The 16091-nt window shown below is 61.4% G+C and carries 12 protein-coding genes; 7 read left to right on the top strand and 5 right to left on the bottom strand.

The features are described 5' to 3' along the window. Position 1: 1 nt before the first annotated feature. Both GONAM_RS01170 and mdlC read right to left on the bottom strand, forming a co-directional pair. Positions 2-421, bottom strand: a complete 420-nt coding sequence (locus GONAM_RS01170) for a tautomerase family protein (protein ID WP_006864941.1) — start codon at positions 419-421, stop codon at positions 2-4. Positions 422-424: 3 nt separating this feature from the next. Next, positions 425-2041: a benzoylformate decarboxylase gene (gene mdlC / locus GONAM_RS01165; protein WP_006864940.1), complete on the bottom strand. Its 1617-nt coding sequence runs from the start codon at positions 2039-2041 to the stop codon at positions 425-427. 178 nt (positions 2042-2219) lie between these two features. Here mdlC and GONAM_RS01160 point away from each other — a divergent pair, with 178 nt between their 5' ends. From GONAM_RS01160 to arsB, 5 genes are all read left to right on the top strand, one after another. Further along, entirely contained in the window at positions 2220-5015 is a 2796-nt protein-coding gene (locus GONAM_RS01160) for a helix-turn-helix transcriptional regulator (protein ID WP_157159115.1), read from the top strand. An 11-nt stretch (positions 5016-5026) separates the two neighbouring features. Continuing rightward, positions 5027-5455 (top strand): cupin domain-containing protein, encoded by a 429-nt coding sequence (locus GONAM_RS01155; RefSeq protein ID WP_006864938.1) that lies wholly within the window; start codon positions 5027-5029, stop codon positions 5453-5455. Positions 5456-5685: 230 nt separating this feature from the next. Next, positions 5686-6063 carry an SRPBCC family protein gene (locus tag GONAM_RS01150; protein WP_006864937.1) on the top strand — a complete coding sequence of 126 codons (378 nt, stop codon included), beginning with the start codon at positions 5686-5688 and terminating at the stop codon, positions 6061-6063. A 137-nt stretch (positions 6064-6200) separates the two neighbouring features. Next, on the top strand, positions 6201-6488 hold the full coding sequence (locus tag GONAM_RS01145; protein WP_083876362.1) for an ArsR/SmtB family transcription factor: 288 nt from the start codon (positions 6201-6203) through the stop codon (positions 6486-6488). After that, entirely contained in the window at positions 6485-7591 is a 1107-nt protein-coding gene (gene arsB, locus GONAM_RS01140) for an ACR3 family arsenite efflux transporter (protein WP_040534925.1), read from the top strand. Before GONAM_RS01145 ends, arsB begins: the two co-directional genes overlap by 4 nt. A gap of 83 nt (positions 7592-7674) precedes the next feature. Here the strand turns inward: arsB and GONAM_RS01135 are convergent, their stop codons facing one another. Beyond that, on the bottom strand, positions 7675-8157 hold the full coding sequence (locus GONAM_RS01135) for an ArsI/CadI family heavy metal resistance metalloenzyme (protein ID WP_006864934.1): 483 nt from the start codon (positions 8155-8157) through the stop codon (positions 7675-7677). A 101-nt stretch (positions 8158-8258) separates the two neighbouring features. Between GONAM_RS01135 and GONAM_RS01130 the strand changes: the two genes are divergently transcribed. Continuing rightward, on the top strand, positions 8259-8624 hold the full coding sequence (locus GONAM_RS01130; RefSeq protein ID WP_006864933.1) for an Rv2640c family ArsR-like transcriptional regulator: 366 nt from the start codon (positions 8259-8261) through the stop codon (positions 8622-8624). Between the two features lie 31 nt (positions 8625-8655). Here GONAM_RS01130 and GONAM_RS01125 read toward each other — a convergent pair whose 3' ends face one another. Further along, positions 8656-9258 carry a TetR/AcrR family transcriptional regulator gene (locus GONAM_RS01125; protein WP_006864932.1) on the bottom strand — a complete coding sequence of 201 codons (603 nt, stop codon included), beginning with the start codon at positions 9256-9258 and terminating at the stop codon, positions 8656-8658. Positions 9259-9365: 107 nt separating this feature from the next. On the opposite strand from GONAM_RS01125, the gene GONAM_RS01120 reads away from it, so the two are divergent. Further along, positions 9366-10079, top strand: a complete 714-nt coding sequence (locus GONAM_RS01120) for an SDR family NAD(P)-dependent oxidoreductase (RefSeq protein WP_006864931.1) — start codon at positions 9366-9368, stop codon at positions 10077-10079. A 761-nt stretch (positions 10080-10840) separates the two neighbouring features. Here GONAM_RS01120 and GONAM_RS22610 read toward each other — a convergent pair. Then, positions 10841-14425, bottom strand: a complete 3585-nt coding sequence (locus GONAM_RS22610; RefSeq protein ID WP_157159114.1) for a hypothetical protein — start codon at positions 14423-14425, stop codon at positions 10841-10843. Positions 14426-16091 lie beyond the last annotated feature (1666 nt).

The raw sequence follows: 16091 nt of genomic DNA, 5'->3' as shown, positions 1-16091 counted from the left end.
ATCAGCTCACTTCCGATCCCTCGGCCGCGCCTTCCCGTAACCAGGCTTCTTCTTCGCCTGGATCGGGCAGCGCCCGACCACCCTCGATGGCCAGATGTGCTGGGCTGTTCTGTATCACGACCAGGACCCGTTTCGCAGGGATGCCGGTGACTCGGGAAGCCGCCGAGGCGACCTCCGCGACCAGCTGGCTGCTCTGTGCTTCCGGATGGCCCGTGCGGACCCATCCGTTGATCAGAAGCGGTTGCGCCGGTTGCCCATCGGTGAACACCGCGTCCTGCGGGAGTTCACAGAAGACGACGTTCACATACGTACTGGGCACGTGATTGATCATCGAGTGGATCCTGGTCACCTCTGCGGCGAGCTGGGCTTTGACTCCGGCGCTCAGCGTCGACTGCACCGTGGTGCACGTGTAGACGGGCATCGTTCAACCCAGGGCCGGCAGATGTGGCTTGGTCGGCACGACGAGAACGGTGGGCCCGTCGGCCTCGAGGGCTGCTTTGAACTCCTGGGTCAGATCCGCAGTGCTGTCCACCTCCGCCGTCCGGCAGCCGAAACCTGCGGCAAGCGAGACGATGTCGAGTCCCGGGAGGTCGAGGCCGGGTACGTTGGGTGTCTCCTCGAGCAGCGCAAAGGATTTCAGTACGCAGTATTCGCCGTTGCGTTGGACGACGAACACGATCGGGAGTTTGTGCTGTGCGGCGGTCCAGATCGCCTGGATCGAGTACTGGAACGAGCCGTCGCCGATCGAGGCCACGACGGTTCGCCGCACTCCGCGAGCCCGGTCGCCTAGCGCGACGCCGACCGCCGCGGGTACGCCCCAGCCGATTCCTCCGCTGCCGGTGGCGAAGAAGCTGGCCGTGTGCCGGGTCGGCCACCACTGGATGAGGTCGGCCAAAGTGGAGGTGGACTCCATGACGACCGCTGCGTCGTCGGGCTTGACCGAACGCAGGACCGCGTAGACGTCGTTGGGCATCATCGGCGCGTTCGACACGGGGAGGTCGGCGCCCAGGTTGCGGCTCAGTCCGGGTGGAGCCTTCCGGTCGGCCGGTACGTCCACGAGCTTGACCAGCTCGTCCAGGACGGTGTTCATGTCGCCGACCAGGCTGTCGCCGACGGGGGCGACCGCCGCGAGGTGGGGATCCTCGGTGATCTGCAACAGGTCGGTTCCGTCGGGCAGGTAGTCGCCCGCCACGTACGGGTAGTAGCTGAACACCTGGGCGCCGATGACGACGACGAGATCGAAACCCGCCACCGCCTCATTGACGCCGGCGATCGTCAGAGGCAGCGGTCCCGCGTAGAGCGGGTGGTCCTCAGGGAACGAACACCTCGGCGCCAACGGTCCGCCGTGTACCGGAGCACGCAGCTTCTCCGCGAAGGCGATGCCGGCGTTCCAGGCGCCGGCGCGGTCCACTTCCGGCCCCAGCACCAGCACCGGGCGCTCGGCGTGGCTGATCCGGGTGGCGAACTCGCGCAGGCGGTCGAAGTCGGGTTGCACCCGATGACTCACGGTTCTGACCACAGCCGGACCCGACGCCGGCTTGTTCCAGTCGTCGAGAGGGATGGACAGGAACACGGGACCGGCCGGAGGTTGGGTCGCGACCGCGTAGGCACGCATGAACGCCGCCGGCACGTCCTCGGCACGGACGGGTTCGAAGGCCCACTTGACCCAGGGCTGAGGCATGAGCGTGGCTTCGGGGTTGTTCAGATATGGGTCGCACAGCGACATCTCGCGGGTCTGCTGTCCGGCGGTGACGATCAACGGGGTGTTCGCGCGGTAGGCCGCGACGAGGCTGCCCATCGCGTTGCCGGTGCCGGCCGCGGTGTGCAGGTTGACCAGTGTCGGCTTCCCGGTGACCTGGGCGTAGCCGTCGGCCATGGCCAGCACGGATGCTTCTTGCAATCCGAGGATGTAGTCGAAGTCGTCCGGGAAGTTCTGCAGGAACGTCTGCTCGGTTGAACCCGGGTTGCCGAACACTGTGGTCAGCCCGAGGTTGCGGAGTAGGTCATAGGTGACCTCGTGGACGGTCTTGGCGTCGGTCATTGTCGGAACCCTTCTGATTGACCATGGCTGCCCCGACTGCACAAATCACACACCCCGGTGACGTCGCGCCGACCCCGTGGAAACCACGGGCGGACGAATCCCCGTGAAACCGACGGGTGGACTGTGGGTCTCACGGAACCTGTCGTCGCAGGCCAGAGCACGTGTCAAGATTTCCGGTATGGGCTGGAGAGCGGAGGGGAGAACGCTCATCGGCCGGGAAGGTGAACAGCAGCAGCTCGCCGAGTTGTGCGATCGCGCCCGAGCCGGCGAGAGCGGTGTCCTCGTCATTCACGGTGAAGCCGGTATCGGGAAGACGGTACTGCTCGCGGTGATGCTCGCCGGTGCCGAGAACGGGTGTCGCGCGGTGCGCATCGTCGGTGCGGAGTCGGAGATGGAACTCGCGTATGCCGGCATGCAGCAGCTGTGCGGCCCGCTACTCGGTCTCATCGACGGGCTGCCCGATCCGCAGAAGAATGCGCTGGCGATAGCTCTGGGTTTGCGCGAGGGGAGTGCGCCCGACCGTCTTCTGGTCGGTCTGGCGGTGCTGACGCTACTCGGGGACGCGGGGGCGGAGCGTCCGACGGTCTGCGTGATCGACGACGCCCAGTGGGTCGACCACGCATCCCTGCAGGCGCTGACGTTCGCCGCGCGCCGGCTCCTCGCCGACCGGGTGGTGATGGTTTTCGCCACCCGCACACCGGAGGCCCGTCCGGAGCTCAACGGTCTGCCCGACCTGAAATTGGACAGGCTCACCCACGCGGATGCCGACCGACTTCTCTCCGAGGTCATGCCCGGCCAGTTGGATCAGACAGTTCGCGAGAACATCCTGGCCGAAGCTGACGGAAATCCGTTGGCGCTGCTGGAACTTCGGCACGCCATGGTTCCCGCCGTGCTCGCGGGCGGCTACGGACTCGCGGCGGCGACGTCGGTCGCCAAGCGGATCGAGCGGGAGTACGAGCAACGTCTACACGAACTGCCCCAGGCAACGCGGACTCTGCTGCTCCTCGCGGCGGCGGAACCGACCGGCGACTCGGTGCGGCTGTGGGCCGCGGCTGCGCAGCTGCAGATCGACGCCGACGCCGGTGTGCCGGCGGAGCGCGCCGGTCTGATCACCGTCGAATCCCGCTTGCGGTTTCGCCACCCGTTGGTTCGTTCGGCCATCTATCGCAACGCAACTCCTTCGGAGCGTCGCCAGGCACACGCTGCACTGGCCGAGGCGGCGTCCGATCCTGCCGCGAACGAACATCGGGCCTGGCACCGCGCGCATTCCGTGAGCGCTCCGGATGAGGCCGTCGCTGCCGAACTCGTCCGGTCTGCCGAGCGAGCCCGTCGACGCGGCGGCGCCGCTGCGGCGGCAGCCTTTCTGGCGTACGCCGTCGAACTGACGCCCGATCCCAGATGCCGGGCCGAACGCGCGCTCGACGCGGCGTTGTCGAAACTCGACGCGGGTGATCCAGAGGCCGCGACCCAGCTCCTGGCAGCAGTCGCAGGTACCGAAGACGAACTGATTCAGGCACGTACCGACCTGGTGCGAGCAAAGATCGCGTTCGCCGCTCAACGGGGTCGAGACGCACCTCCGTTGTTGTTGGCTGCCGCGCAACGGCTGCAACCGCTGGATCCAGCGCTCGCACGCAGCACCTACCTCGACGCACTCATGGCTGCGATGATCGTCGGGCGTCTCTCCGTAGAGGACGGGGCATCTGCGACCGCGATAGCAACCGCCGCGCGACGGGCCCCACCGCCGGCCGGACCGCCCACGGCCGCCGACCTCTTCCTCGAGGGAATCATCCTCCGCCTCGCCGAGGGACACGCTGCGGCCGCGCCGGTGTTGCAACGGGCCATCAACCAGTATCTGACAGAAGACGCGGCCGGTCTCGCGGACCCACGATCGCACGACATCACGCTGCGCGTGTTACTCGATCTGCTCGATCAGGACACATATAACTCGATCAACAAGCGGCAACTCGAACAGCTCGACGCTGCAGGCGAACTGACGGTCTTACCCGCCGCCTTGACCACCTACGCGGGGGTATGTGTCACGGCAGGTGAGTTCGAGCAGGCGGCGAATCTGCTTGCGCAGTCAGAAGCAATCTCCACTGCCACCGGCGGGCCGCCGCACAGCTCCATCCAGACTTATCTCGCTGCATGTCGCGGGCAAGAGGACCTCGCCAGAGAACTTGCCCGGACCACGATCGAGGATGCCACGGCGCGTGGCGAAGGCAGCGAGATCGCCGTCGTCCTGTTTGCGTTGGCGATCTTGAACAACGGCCTCTGCCAGTACGATGAGGCACTGGCGGCATGCACGTCCGCCCTGGAGTACGACGATGTGGGGATGCGCGGCCACCTGGTGAACGAGATGGTCGAGGCCGCGGCCCGCTCCGGCGACACCAGTACTGCGTTGTCAGGCGCACAGCAGATGCTCGAATTCGCCGAAACAACCGGAACCGCAACCGCGCTCGGATACTGCGCGCGTGCCAAGGCGCTGACGGCCACCGACTCTGCCGCCGAGGACGAGTATCGCACTGCGATAGAACATTTGGAGCGTTCGCCACTCAAGGTCATGACTGCGCGTACCCACTTGATCTTCGGCGAATGGCTACGACGTGAGAATCGTCGGGGCGAGGCGCGGAAAGAATTGCGGACCGCGCATGACATGTTCGTCCAGATGGGAGCCGACGGTTACGCCGAGCGGACGCGCCGGGAACTCCAGGCCGCCGGCGGAATCTCGCGTGGAGACAGAAGTCGCACATCGACGACGACACTGACGACTCAAGAGAGCTACATCGCCAGACTTGCCGGAGACGGGTACAGCAACTCCGAGATCGCCAGTCATCTGTTCATCAGTCCGCGCACGGTGGAATGGCACCTCAGTCGGATCTTCGCCAAGCTCGGGTTGTCCTCGCGGCGTGAACTGAGGAAGGCCGGTGACCAGCGGCCGAAACAGGCGAGAGGCAAGCAGTTTTCGGAGTCTTGAGAGGAGCGCAGATGAGTCGCCTGAATCCTGCTGAGACGATCATCCGTCTCCCTGATGCCATCCGGTGGGAGTCACCGCCGGATACACCGGCGCAATCGGTGGAAAGGGCGACGCTCACAGGCGGGGAGGAAGAGTACGGACAGTACCTCGTCCTCATGAAGTGGTATCCGGGCTATATGAGCGCTCCTCACTTCTATCGCACGGACAGGCTGTGCGTGGTGGTCTCGGGGGTGTGGTGGTGCAACAGCGGTTCGGACTTCGATCCCGGGGCAGCCGTGCCGGCCCCGGCGGGGTCGTTCGTCAAGCGGGTCGCCGGCACCCCGCACTTCGACGGTGCTCTTGCTGATGCCGCCGAACCGGCCGTGATCGCCGTGACGGGTATCGGTCCGGTGGATCAGGTTTGGGTCGATCCGTCCCAGCCCTGGCTGCGCCGGGTCTGAGACGCTACGCAGCGAGTCGATCCGAACCACCACACTCGATGAATTCGCGCGACCGTGCCTGCAGTGCGCCCTCCCACGATGGTGATGGCGACGTCGGCGTGACCCAGAGCAGATGGTCGAGCCCGCGCGCGGCGATTGGCGCCCTCCCGGCCACGTTCTGCGACGATGGTTCGATGTTCCCCGCCTCGCTGAGCTCGGCACTGCGAGTTCGCACTTCGTTTCGACACGGTATGCCGACCGCCGAAGTGCGGATGGACCTGCCTCCCGAAGCGGTGTGGTCAACCATCACCGATGTGAGCTCCTGGCCGAGATGGGGGCCCACCGTCACCGGGGCACGTGTGTTCGGAGACGCCGAGTTGGCGTCCGGGGTACGAGGAACGATCACGACCATCGCGGGGGTGCCCCTGCCCTTCGAAATCACCGAGTTCGTAGACGGACGGTCGTGGGCCTGGAAAGTGGGAGGCGTGAACGCCACGCGACATGAGGTGATCCCGGTGGCGGGTGGTTGTGTTCTCAGCTTCGGCGCCCCGCTCTGGGCGGTGGCGTACCTACCTGTCCTGGCCATCGCGTTGCCGCGCATCGAACGCATCGCCTCGCCTCTGGAATAGAGGACCAACGCCACGCGCCGCTTGGGTTTGACCACTGATTCGATGATTGTCAATATCGACAAGTGTCGATACAGAACGCGGTGACAACCGCCTGGCCTGGGTTTGATAACGAGCGGTTCGCTGATGCGGCGACGGTGATGAAGGCTCTTGGGGACCCGGTGCGGCTGCGTCTGTTGTCGGAGGTGGCTGCGCATCCTGGTGGCGAAGCATGCGTGTGCGATATCTCGGGCCCGTTCGATCTGTCGCAGTCGACGATCTCGCATCATCTGAAGGTGTTGCGTGAGGCCGGTCTGGTGACCAGTGAGCGGCGGTCTACGTGGGTGTACTACAGAATCAATGCGTCTGTGTTGCAACAACTCTCCGGATTCCTGGAGGATCTCTCCGCAGTGCAGGGTGAGTCCCGTTCGTGTGAGGATTGGCAGTGAGTGGGGGAGAGGCGGCGGTAGCAGGAAGGTTGTCATTGCTTGACCGGTTCCTGCCTGTGTGGATCGGGGCGGCGATGGTGGCCGGTCTGCTGTTGGGCCGGTGGGTCACCGGACTCGGCGACGCGCTGGCTGCAGTGGAGGTCGATGGCATCTCACTGCCGATCGCTGCAGGCCTTCTGGTGATGATGTACCCGGTCCTGGCCAAAGTGCGCTACGACCGGCTCGACTCGGTCACCGGCGATCGTCGTCTGCTGGTGGGGTCGCTGATACTGAACTGGATTGTCGGTCCGGCGTTGATGTTTGCACTGGCGTGGCTGCTGCTGTCAGATCTCCCGGAATACCGCACTGGACTGATCATCGTCGGCCTGGCTCGTTGTATCGCAATGGTCATCATCTGGAACGACCTTGCCTGCGGTGACCGAGAAGCTGCCGCCGTCCTGGTGGCGTTGAACTCGGTGTTCCAGGTGGTGATGTTTGCCGTTCTCGGGTATTTCTACCTGTCGGTCTTGCCCGGTTGGCTCGGTCTGGAACAGACAACGATCGACGCCTCGCCGTGGCAGATCGCGAAATCGGTGCTCATCTTCCTCGGGATTCCGTTGCTCGCCGGGTATCTCACTCGTCGGCTCGGAGAACGAGCAAAAGGGCGTCAGTGGTACGAGGACTCGTTCTTGCCGCGACTCGGTCCGTGGGCTCTGTATGGTCTGCTGTTCACCATCGTCATCCTGTTCGCTCTGCAAGGGGAACAGATCACGTCCCAGCCGTGGGACGTCGCCCGGATTGCGTTGCCGCTGCTCGTCTACTTCGCGGTGATGTGGGGTGGCGGGTACGCGATGGGTGCGCTACTCGGGCTCGGCTACGAGCGGACCACGACGCTGGCGTTCACAGCTGCCGGCAACAACTTCGAACTGGCGATCGCGGTCGCAATCGCAACCTATGGGGCCACCTCAGGTCAGGCGTTGGCCGGGGTGATCGGACCGCTGATCGAGGTGCCCGTGCTGGTGGCCCTGGTGTATGTGAGCCTGGCGTTGCGCCGACGGTTTCCCAGCCACCTCGAGTCGCCGACGGAGAAAGTCCAATCGGCGGCAGCGAACGAAGGTGTCTGATCCGCGACGACATCACCGCCCGGATCCACGCCCTCGCCGACCGATCCGAGCGGTAGACGGGGACGCGAGATCGCAACGAGTGCTCAGCAACAGGCGGTGCGCGTATCGACGCCCTCGGCGGTGCTGCCGCCGCAACAGACTGTTCCCTCTACGTCCTCTGTGCTGGTCTGCTCGAGCAGTTTGGGGCTGTTACCGAAGGTCTCGGAGTCCGCGAGCACGGTGTAGACTTCCCACTTCTCGTTGGCAGGCCCGGTCACCCACACCTTGTCCTGCTTCGCGAAGCAGCAAGTGGAGTTGATCTCCTCCTGGGTGAACAGATCTTCGCCGGAGAGGCGGGCGATCTCGGCGTGGACCTTTTCACTTGACTCGACCTCGACACCGAGATGATTGATCGTGCCTCCCTGGCCGGGATTCTCCAGCAACACCAGCTTCAAGGGTGGTTCGGCGATCGCGAAGTTGGCATACCCCGGCTTGAGCTTCGCTGGGCTGGTGTTGAACAACTTCGAGTAGAACTCCACCGAGGCATCGAGATCATCGACGTTGAGTGCGAGCTGCATGCGGGACATGACAACCACCTTTCACCTGTTAGACATATATCGAACTGACGGAGTACTCGCAGGATGCCACCTTTTCGACATATGTCAAGAAACCTGCGTACGATGACTTCATGCCGAAGACGTTGCCAGTCGTCGATATCAGTGCCCCCATCTGCTGCGCTCCGGTATCGGCTGCGCCACTGAATGACGACGCCGCACTCGAGATTGCCTTGCGGCTCAAGGCACTTGCCGACCCAGTACGGATCAAGTTGCTCTCGATCCTGTTCGCCGACGAGTCAGGGGAGGGGATCTGCACCTGCGACCTCGCGCCGGCCGTCGGGCTGACCGAGGCGACGACCAGCCATCATCTGGGTCAACTCCGAAAGGCTGGGATGGTCGTTCCGGAACGGCGCGGGATGAATGTCTTCTACCGAGCGCAACCGGACGCTCTGCAGGCGCTCTGCAACGTGCTCGGCGCGTCGACGGGTTGCGGCTGACCGACGCGTTCACCCCGAAGCCGGCGGCGGGTCAGGGCAGCGCCGGCGCGGGCTGGGGGAGCGGAGTTGCACCCTCTCGACGGAGTCCGTCGAAGATGATCGCGAGGTAGCGCTTCCAGAGCTCGGGATCGGGATCGGACAGGTTGCTGACCACGTGTACGGGCGCGCACATCAAGAGGAAGATATCCGCAGCGGTCACGTCATCTCGGATGCTGCCGCCTTCTCTGGCGTTGTGGACGAGCGCCTCGATCGCACCGTGCAGTCGGATGCGCAGTTCGATGACCCGGGCGTCGCCATCGCTGACCGCCCAGAGGAAATCGACGTCATGCTGCTGCCGTTCGTCGGCTGCGAGAGTCAGGAATTCCAATAGGGCAGCGAGCGGGTCGTCGGCCTGCGCCAGTTGTTCCGCGCGGTCGATGAGGATGTCGAGGTGGCCGGCCACGATCGCCACCATGAGGTCTTCTTTGCTGGCGAAGTGTCGGAAGACGGTCCCTTTGCCCACGCCGGCCCGGCGAGCGATCTGGGCGACCGAAGCCGATAAGCCGTGCGCGGCGAACTCTTCCTCGGCCGCGGCAAGCAGCAACTGCCGATTACGTGCGGCATCCACGCGTAGTGGGCGGTCGGGTGACGGCATGGATTGATCCTAACAAGGTGACCACGCGGTCCGATTACGTGCTAACGTCGCCAGAGTAAGCGGACCGATGGGTCACCTTGTCGGCCGGACCGACCCGAGGGGATGAAATGAATCTTGCCAACGCCACAGCACTTGTCACCGGAACCAATCGCGGTCTCGGCCACGCCCTGGCAACCGAGTTGGTGCGCCGAGGTGCCAAGGTCTACGCAACGGCACGGCGGCCGGAACTCATCGACGTCGCCGGTGTACAGGTTCTTCGCCTGGACATCACCGATCAGGAATCGGTCGATGCCGCGGCCGCGGTCGCCGACGACGTCGATGTCGTGATCAACAATGCCGCGTTCACCGGTGGCGGGAATCTGGTCACCGGTGAGCTCGACGCCATCCGTGCTGTGATGGACTCCAATTACTATGGGACACTACGGGTTATCCGCGCTTTCGCCCCGATTCTCGCCCGCAACGGCGGCGGTGCCATCCTCAATGTCCTTTCTGCCGCGGCATGGAACACGGTCGACGGCAACACCGCCTATGCGGCGGCGAAGTCTGCGGAGTGGGGCCTGACCAACGGCGTCCGGGTGGAGTTGGCGGGACAGGGGACTCTGGTCAGTGCTCTGGTGCCCGGCTTGATCGCCACCCAGACGTTGCTCGATTACGCGGAGCAAGCCGGCATGGAGCTACCCGAATCGCTGCTCAACCAGCCGACCGAACTCGCGCGCATCGCTCTCGACGGCCTGGAGGCGGGCGATCTCGAGATTCTCGACGATCTGAGTAGGCAGTCCAAGGCTGGTCTCGCAGGTCCGCCGCAGGCCCTCGCGTTGTAACCGATTTCGACCGCCGGGCTCGAGTTTCGAGAACTGCCATACCGTCAGGTGCTGCGAGGCCACGAATTCGGTTGGGGCAAAGTCCGTGAGGCTGGCGTCGCATGCTGGGTGCATGCACCGAAACTGAAGGTTCTCCGTTTTGGAGCGCGACTCATATTCGACGGGCGGGCAGTGGTGAGGCGGGAGGAGCGAGTGATTTGCGTCTGATGCAAATGCAGCGGTTTACTGGTAACCCTGCATATTCGATCGCTGCGTATTCGACTCGGCGGACTGGCGACCGACGGCATCCTGAATCCGAGCAGCCTGAGGAGGCGATAGTGGTCAAGTACCACGTGCGGTTTGCTGGCTGGTGGAATGATCACGGAGTGAGGGCAAATTAATCTCGTGATATACAACGGATCAATCACGTCTTGCCTTACATTTTCCTGGTGCAGGCTTCGTGTGCGTCAACTAGCCAGCATTCGAGTCCAATCGTTGCATGTTCCGGCTAGGAGACTACGTTCGAACCCACCGACCCCGAGGTCAACCGGATCTTTACCTGAACTCCCGTTGTTCAGGTCTGCTAGTCGTCCGTTTCGAGGCAGTTGGGCTCCAGAAGAACCGATATCAGAGCCTGATCGAAGGGCGTTAAGAAGTCAAATAACCCGGGCTGCTGAGCAGCGACAGTATATCGCCCGTGGGTACTCGGCAACAGCGCCAGACTACGAACTACCAGCGTTTGCCCGTCTGTCTGTGCGGGCTTAGTTGACGCGCTTAACGTGCTACTCGATTCCCTGCCTTTTCCGTTCGGTCGCAGCTTCGAGGCGATGGGCTTCTGCCCTGTAGGATTCCGAGAGTTCCGTGAGGAGCTGACGGGTGCGTGGCCACTTTCGCGCCGATTTGGCGAAGTTGTCGAACTCGTTTGCCAGATCAAACTCCTGCGCACCACCGTCATATATTCCGCGCATTGTAACACCCCGTGAATTATAGATTCCTGTGCGCAGCCCACGCTCGACGTCGGAGCTGCGGAGTGTCTCGAGGAGATCTCTCACGGTCTCGTGGATTGGAGCCCCGTCGGACATACTGGGGGCGTTAGCCAGTAACTCGCCGATCACGATGTCGCCAATTAATGCGCGGTTCTTTGACTTAAGAAGAGATCTAGCAGACGTCACCCATTCGTGCAGTGAGTCGGGATCGACCGAACCAGAATCGGAGAGGCCGGGACACAAGCGGCATGTCCGTAATACCTCGTAGGCACGAAGCGCCTGGTCGGCACGATACTGATCAGCTCGGTCTTCCTCAGGCTGGCTGGGTTCGCTCGAATCTTCTCGATAGCAGAGAGTTACGAGCTCAACAAAAAACCCAGGATCCTCGATGATTGCCCGATGAAGGCTGGGTGCGTGCGCCTCTAGACCACTGATCGGGAATAGCATCCACTCCAGCCTAATAAGTCGGTTAGTCCCTATCTCATCACGATGCGCGTGGAGCATTTCAAAGACGCGCTCTATCTCATACGCACTGAACCGGCCTGCCGGTTCGTCAACACCGTCACTCTTGACGATCATTTCAAACGCGTCGGCAGCGTACCTCGCCATAATTACGTCTGTTCTGCATCGATCAAGGTAAAGGTGGATGAAGTCAATGACTGCCGCAGGTCGCTTTACCGACAGTAGTGAGTGTGCAACCTCCTTAAGCATTGAGAATTTCTGGCCGAGGCCCAGATATGAAAACCTCCTCCAGAACTCCTCCTGAACTTCATCAGACATGTCTGCAACCTTTTGCAAGGCCAGTCCAGGCTCGGTCAGGTTCAGGATTGCAGCCTTGACTGCGACATGGGGCGAAACGCGCAGCAGTTGATCGACAAGTTCTTCTCCGTCGGTTCTAATTCTTGAGGAGAGATATCCTGCCGAAATTGACTTCCGGATACTATCTTCTTCATTTAACCAGGAAATGAATACGGTGTCGAAGTTGTTATCGCATTCAGCTAGCGCGTTTCCGACGAGGTTTGGGAACTCGGCGCTACGTGCAAACTCTTCAACGGAATCGAGACCGCCCTCTTTCAGTACTTCGGATACAGCATGGACTCTACGCCTGTGAAGTTCGGTCTGATACAGTTCCCAGTTATCACGCCTGCGCAGATCGCCGAGTTGTATGAATCCTGGCGCAAATAACCATCTGTATCGCGCGCTCGGAGTGTCTGGTAGATAGAGATCACGTACAGTCCGGAGCTCATCTAGTAAAGCCTCCGGCATAGCCCAATCGCAGTCGGCGTACTCAGCATGATGTGCAATCTTTCGCCGAAGGCACTCGTAAACTTCAACTATCTCTTTTCTTGATTTCGAATCTTTGGCATCTGATAGTTTCGAGAGGATTGCCTGCCGTTGATTAGAAGGGAAATTCTCGATATGTTCGATGGCCTCGACAAACTCATCTGCCGTTGTGGCCGTTTCGGCAATGATCCTACACGCGGTTTCTTTGATTGCGAATACGTCATGCATGGTTCGTTCGTGGGTCTTCGCCCATTCCCGGAACTGCGGTTTTGAGCTCACGATAACCATGCTGCGAGCGTCAGATGCGAGGTCGATCATTAGTTTCCGGCCAACTGCTGGATGTCTGCTAGCGATAGTTTCGATGCATCGAGTCTGGTCCACGGTGTTTGCGTAGGTGTTCGGATGGAATGCGTTCAGAATGCCGAAAAGGCTGGCTTCCGGGCGATTTTGCAGCTTTCCTCCCGGGTCTATTTCGGCCAGCATGGCCAACAGGTCGACTACATCGTCGATGTAATCGGGGGACCAAGCAAGCATTTCGAGTGCCCACAGGAAATTCGAATGCGGTGAGTTTGGGCTAAGAATGTCGACGCCGTCATTGTTGTCCTGAAACATTGAGACGTGGAGTGGGGCGTCCGTCGATAGCCCCGAGCGCAAGGCCTCGATGAATTCTTCAGGAGCCGCTTCCGCGAGAAGGCTGATGATGTCTGATAGTGACTCCCAACGGACATAGTCCTTGTCAGCTGAAGCGTACTCGAAGATCTCTCTTACGACATTGCGAACAAATCGGCTCGAAGTCGACCCAGTGGAAGGAATTGGAATGTCGAGGCTCCCCAGGATGGCGAGGGAAGTTGCGATGCCACGTCGTAGATCGTGTGAGTGTTGTCGGCGTGCGCCTGCGAGTCCCGCCTTCCAGCGTTCGCCGCGGGGGAGGTGTGTTGCTGGATCAATCTCGGTTAGTACCTTGATGGTGATGCCGCGAAACGCCGCCAGATCAGTCGCCGTCAGACTCCCGCCAATCAGGGACCACGAGTCCTCGAGCGCTGTGACATGCCAGGTGGTCCCGACTTTGCTTGTGAAGGGTATGTCAGTAGTTGCTGAGAGTCGCTCGCAAGCCGACTGAACTTCGTTCATCTCCAGATTGAAGAACTCTGCCACTGTGGCTTCGTCTCCGGGGCTGCCTTCGTTCCATGCCGTGAGGAGCAGGAGACGCCGGGTAATGGCGTCAGGTTGTTGAGACCAGCTGGGCAAGAATAAGGAGGAATGGATACCAAGGGTTCGATGCAAAGCTAGCAGGCTACGCCGGCCCAGGGCTCCTAGTTTTCTTGCCTCGTCATGCTCAAGCCCAGCCTTTTCGAGCTGTGCTGCAACCAGTTGGCTGTCGAGTCGAGGAAGTACGATGTCGGCCGAGAGCATGTGTGGAGCGGAAACAATAAGATACTTGTGCCGGTCCAAATTTGAAAGTCTGTGTGTGAGAGTCGGATCAGAGATAACGAAGACTGTTGGCTGGGTCTGGCGAGCGACCTTATCGAGCGCCTCAGCGCTCCGAATCCAGATTGTACGTGCGGAGAGTCGCTGAGTTTCAATTGTTGGCGTTTCGGAGGTTAGTGTTGCCGCTATGAAGGCAAGTGCCTCCTCCGCCCGGATGTCGCCTCCCAAGTTAACAATCGGATTCGGTCCTCGCAGTAGCTCTAGGAGCTTCTTTGATTCGTTCTCTCGTCCCGCAAGTACTACTGCGCGTTCTAGCGGAACCGATGTCGTTGCCAGCCATAACTTTTCCCACCAGTACGTCAGGGAAACCGCACCGTCAATAGTTCGTCCAATTTGGTCGGCGAGCCACACCATCGTGCTCGGCGCCTGGTCCAACCATGTGTGTATCTGGTCGACGTTGTATCCCCGAACATCGCGCCAACGCCCCTCTTTGCGGTGCGTGGTCGCCCAGTCTCGGGATTTCGTCCACGGTTCAAGTATTGCTTCGATATAGGTAACTTGGGTGGTTGGCAATCCGTCTGGACCTGACGTGCGCTTGAGGTAGTCCTCTTCGGCCTTGCCATTTCCGCCGCCGACTGAGAGTTCCCATACTGAAGTTCCCTCAGGCACGAATGGAGTGACAGAATCGTTGCAGATTACTCCGTCGAAGCCGCCGGATGCAACGCCCGACCCACCCGGCATATCGATATGCGTAAGATTGGGTGACGTTTCAAGGATAAGTCTCCGAAGGAGTAGCGGTAACAGAGTATCGAATCCCGCCAATTTAGCGGCGTCCCGTAGATCGTCTCGACTAATGGGCGGCCAGATGAGTGGCACTGTTGGTTCCTTTACTCTGAATAGCAGATGCGGGTAAAGTTAAAAGCTAACGAACGGTTACTGGGGTCTTATTGCAAAATTACGAAGTATCTCGTCGCCCTACCTGCCGAGGATCGGTTGACGCATAGCGTTGCCATGGGCCTGCGGCCAAAGATGCGTGTCTCTGCGTGACTTGATCGCTATACCCGAGCATCTCGGCGACGACTGGCGCTGGAACTTGGGCGACAAGTTCACGTAGAGCCGTGTTGCGTGCGCCGAGAAGGTCGATACCGAGGGACCGGAGCCGATCCATCAGCGTGTTGGGATGGATATGTTCGCCCGGGCGGAAGCCAGGAAACAGCCAGGGGCTTCCTGCGCCGGTCGTGCGTAGGTTAGGTCTCCTCGAGATGTGCTCACGGAGTAGTGCAGAAAAGGGCTCTGGAACGGGAGACAGCGGATCGCCAAGCTGCAGTGCTAGCCCGTCGGGTGTGATGACTACCTTCTCCATAGGGAATTCAGCCACCTTGACGAGCGGCTGTGCGTACAGGGGTAGGAGAGTCCCGGCAACACGGTAGGGGAGTGACTCACTGTCACCCTGTAAGAGTTCCTGGATCCACGCCAGGCGCTCTTCTTGCGTGAGCAGGCGCACGGATCTTGCTTGCCGAAATCCGAGAGTGACGGAGCGATTGATTCGTGACTTGGCGGCCCAGATCAGGAACGTTCGGATTGCGTGGCGTGTGGTCGGGCCTGGCATAACCCATTGGTCGACATCCTGTTGGACACAAGTCGCGATCGTGCGGCCTTGCTCGGCATCAAGCCATTCGAGAAACCGAAGTGTCTCAGTGATTTCCTGCTTGGAAGTGTGCACAGGTCCTCGCGTCGGCTTGCCGGCGAGAGCTAGTTCGTTGATCCGGCGTAGATGATGCCAGGTTGCGAACTGTCGGACTGGACGCTTGATCTCGTCGTTCTCCACTGCGGCGAGCTTGTCTTCGAGCCACCGTGTGAAGTAGGCGATGTACTTATCGAGGGGTGGTAGAGCCTTGTGGTGTACGAGGATCGACCGTAGGTGTTCCACGTGTCTGCCAGTCGGCTCGTATGCGTCGAGGCCCTCATGGGTAAGGGCTGTGGCGCCAGACGCCACCGCCGATAGAAGGGGTTGCACCTTCGCTGATCGCTTCCATGTCAGCACGCTTTCGGGTCTGTCGGCAGAACAGAGTGCGTGGATCAGTGTGGCGACTTCGGAGGGTGTGTCGTCGCGAATCAGATCGTGTTCGAGATCTGCGCGGAGGGTACAGCGAGCACAGATTCCGCGGCGGTATGGACGGGCTTCCTGGCCGCACGAGCGGCAGTGGTAGTCCTGTCGGATGCGGGCGCAGTCTCGGCATACTGGCTGATCACCGATTTCCAGTCGTCCTGGCAGCATGCGCTCCATGCCGCAGCTTGGGCATGACCCGAACAGGCTCGTGGCATCGTAGAAGCA

The organism is Gordonia namibiensis NBRC 108229 (assembly GCF_000298235.1).
Lineage (GTDB): Bacteria > Actinomycetota > Actinomycetes > Mycobacteriales > Mycobacteriaceae > Gordonia > Gordonia namibiensis.
Note: the sequence above shows the minus strand (reverse complement) of the source record. Positions and strands in the feature narration are given on the sequence as shown.

Excerpts from the sequence above, each read along its gene's own strand:
- GONAM_RS01170 (WP_006864941.1), bottom strand. The coding sequence starts at position 421 with ATGCCCGTCTACACGTGCACCACGGTGCAGTCGACGCTGAGCGCCGGA.
- mdlC (WP_006864940.1), bottom strand. The coding sequence starts at position 2,041 with ATGACCGACGCCAAGACCGTCCACGAGGTCACCTATGACCTACTCCGC.
- GONAM_RS01160 (WP_157159115.1), top strand. The coding sequence starts at position 2,220 with ATGGGCTGGAGAGCGGAGGGGAGAACGCTCATCGGCCGGGAAGGTGAA.
- GONAM_RS01155 (WP_006864938.1), top strand. The coding sequence starts at position 5,027 with ATGAGTCGCCTGAATCCTGCTGAGACGATCATCCGTCTCCCTGATGCC.
- GONAM_RS01150 (WP_006864937.1), top strand. The coding sequence starts at position 5,686 with ATGCCGACCGCCGAAGTGCGGATGGACCTGCCTCCCGAAGCGGTGTGG.
- GONAM_RS01145 (WP_083876362.1), top strand. The coding sequence starts at position 6,201 with ATGAAGGCTCTTGGGGACCCGGTGCGGCTGCGTCTGTTGTCGGAGGTG.
- GONAM_RS01135 (WP_006864934.1), bottom strand. The coding sequence starts at position 8,157 with ATGTCCCGCATGCAGCTCGCACTCAACGTCGATGATCTCGATGCCTCG.
- GONAM_RS01130 (WP_006864933.1), top strand. The coding sequence starts at position 8,259 with ATGCCGAAGACGTTGCCAGTCGTCGATATCAGTGCCCCCATCTGCTGC.
- GONAM_RS01125 (WP_006864932.1), bottom strand. The coding sequence starts at position 9,258 with ATGCCGTCACCCGACCGCCCACTACGCGTGGATGCCGCACGTAATCGG.
- GONAM_RS01120 (WP_006864931.1), top strand. The coding sequence starts at position 9,366 with ATGAATCTTGCCAACGCCACAGCACTTGTCACCGGAACCAATCGCGGT.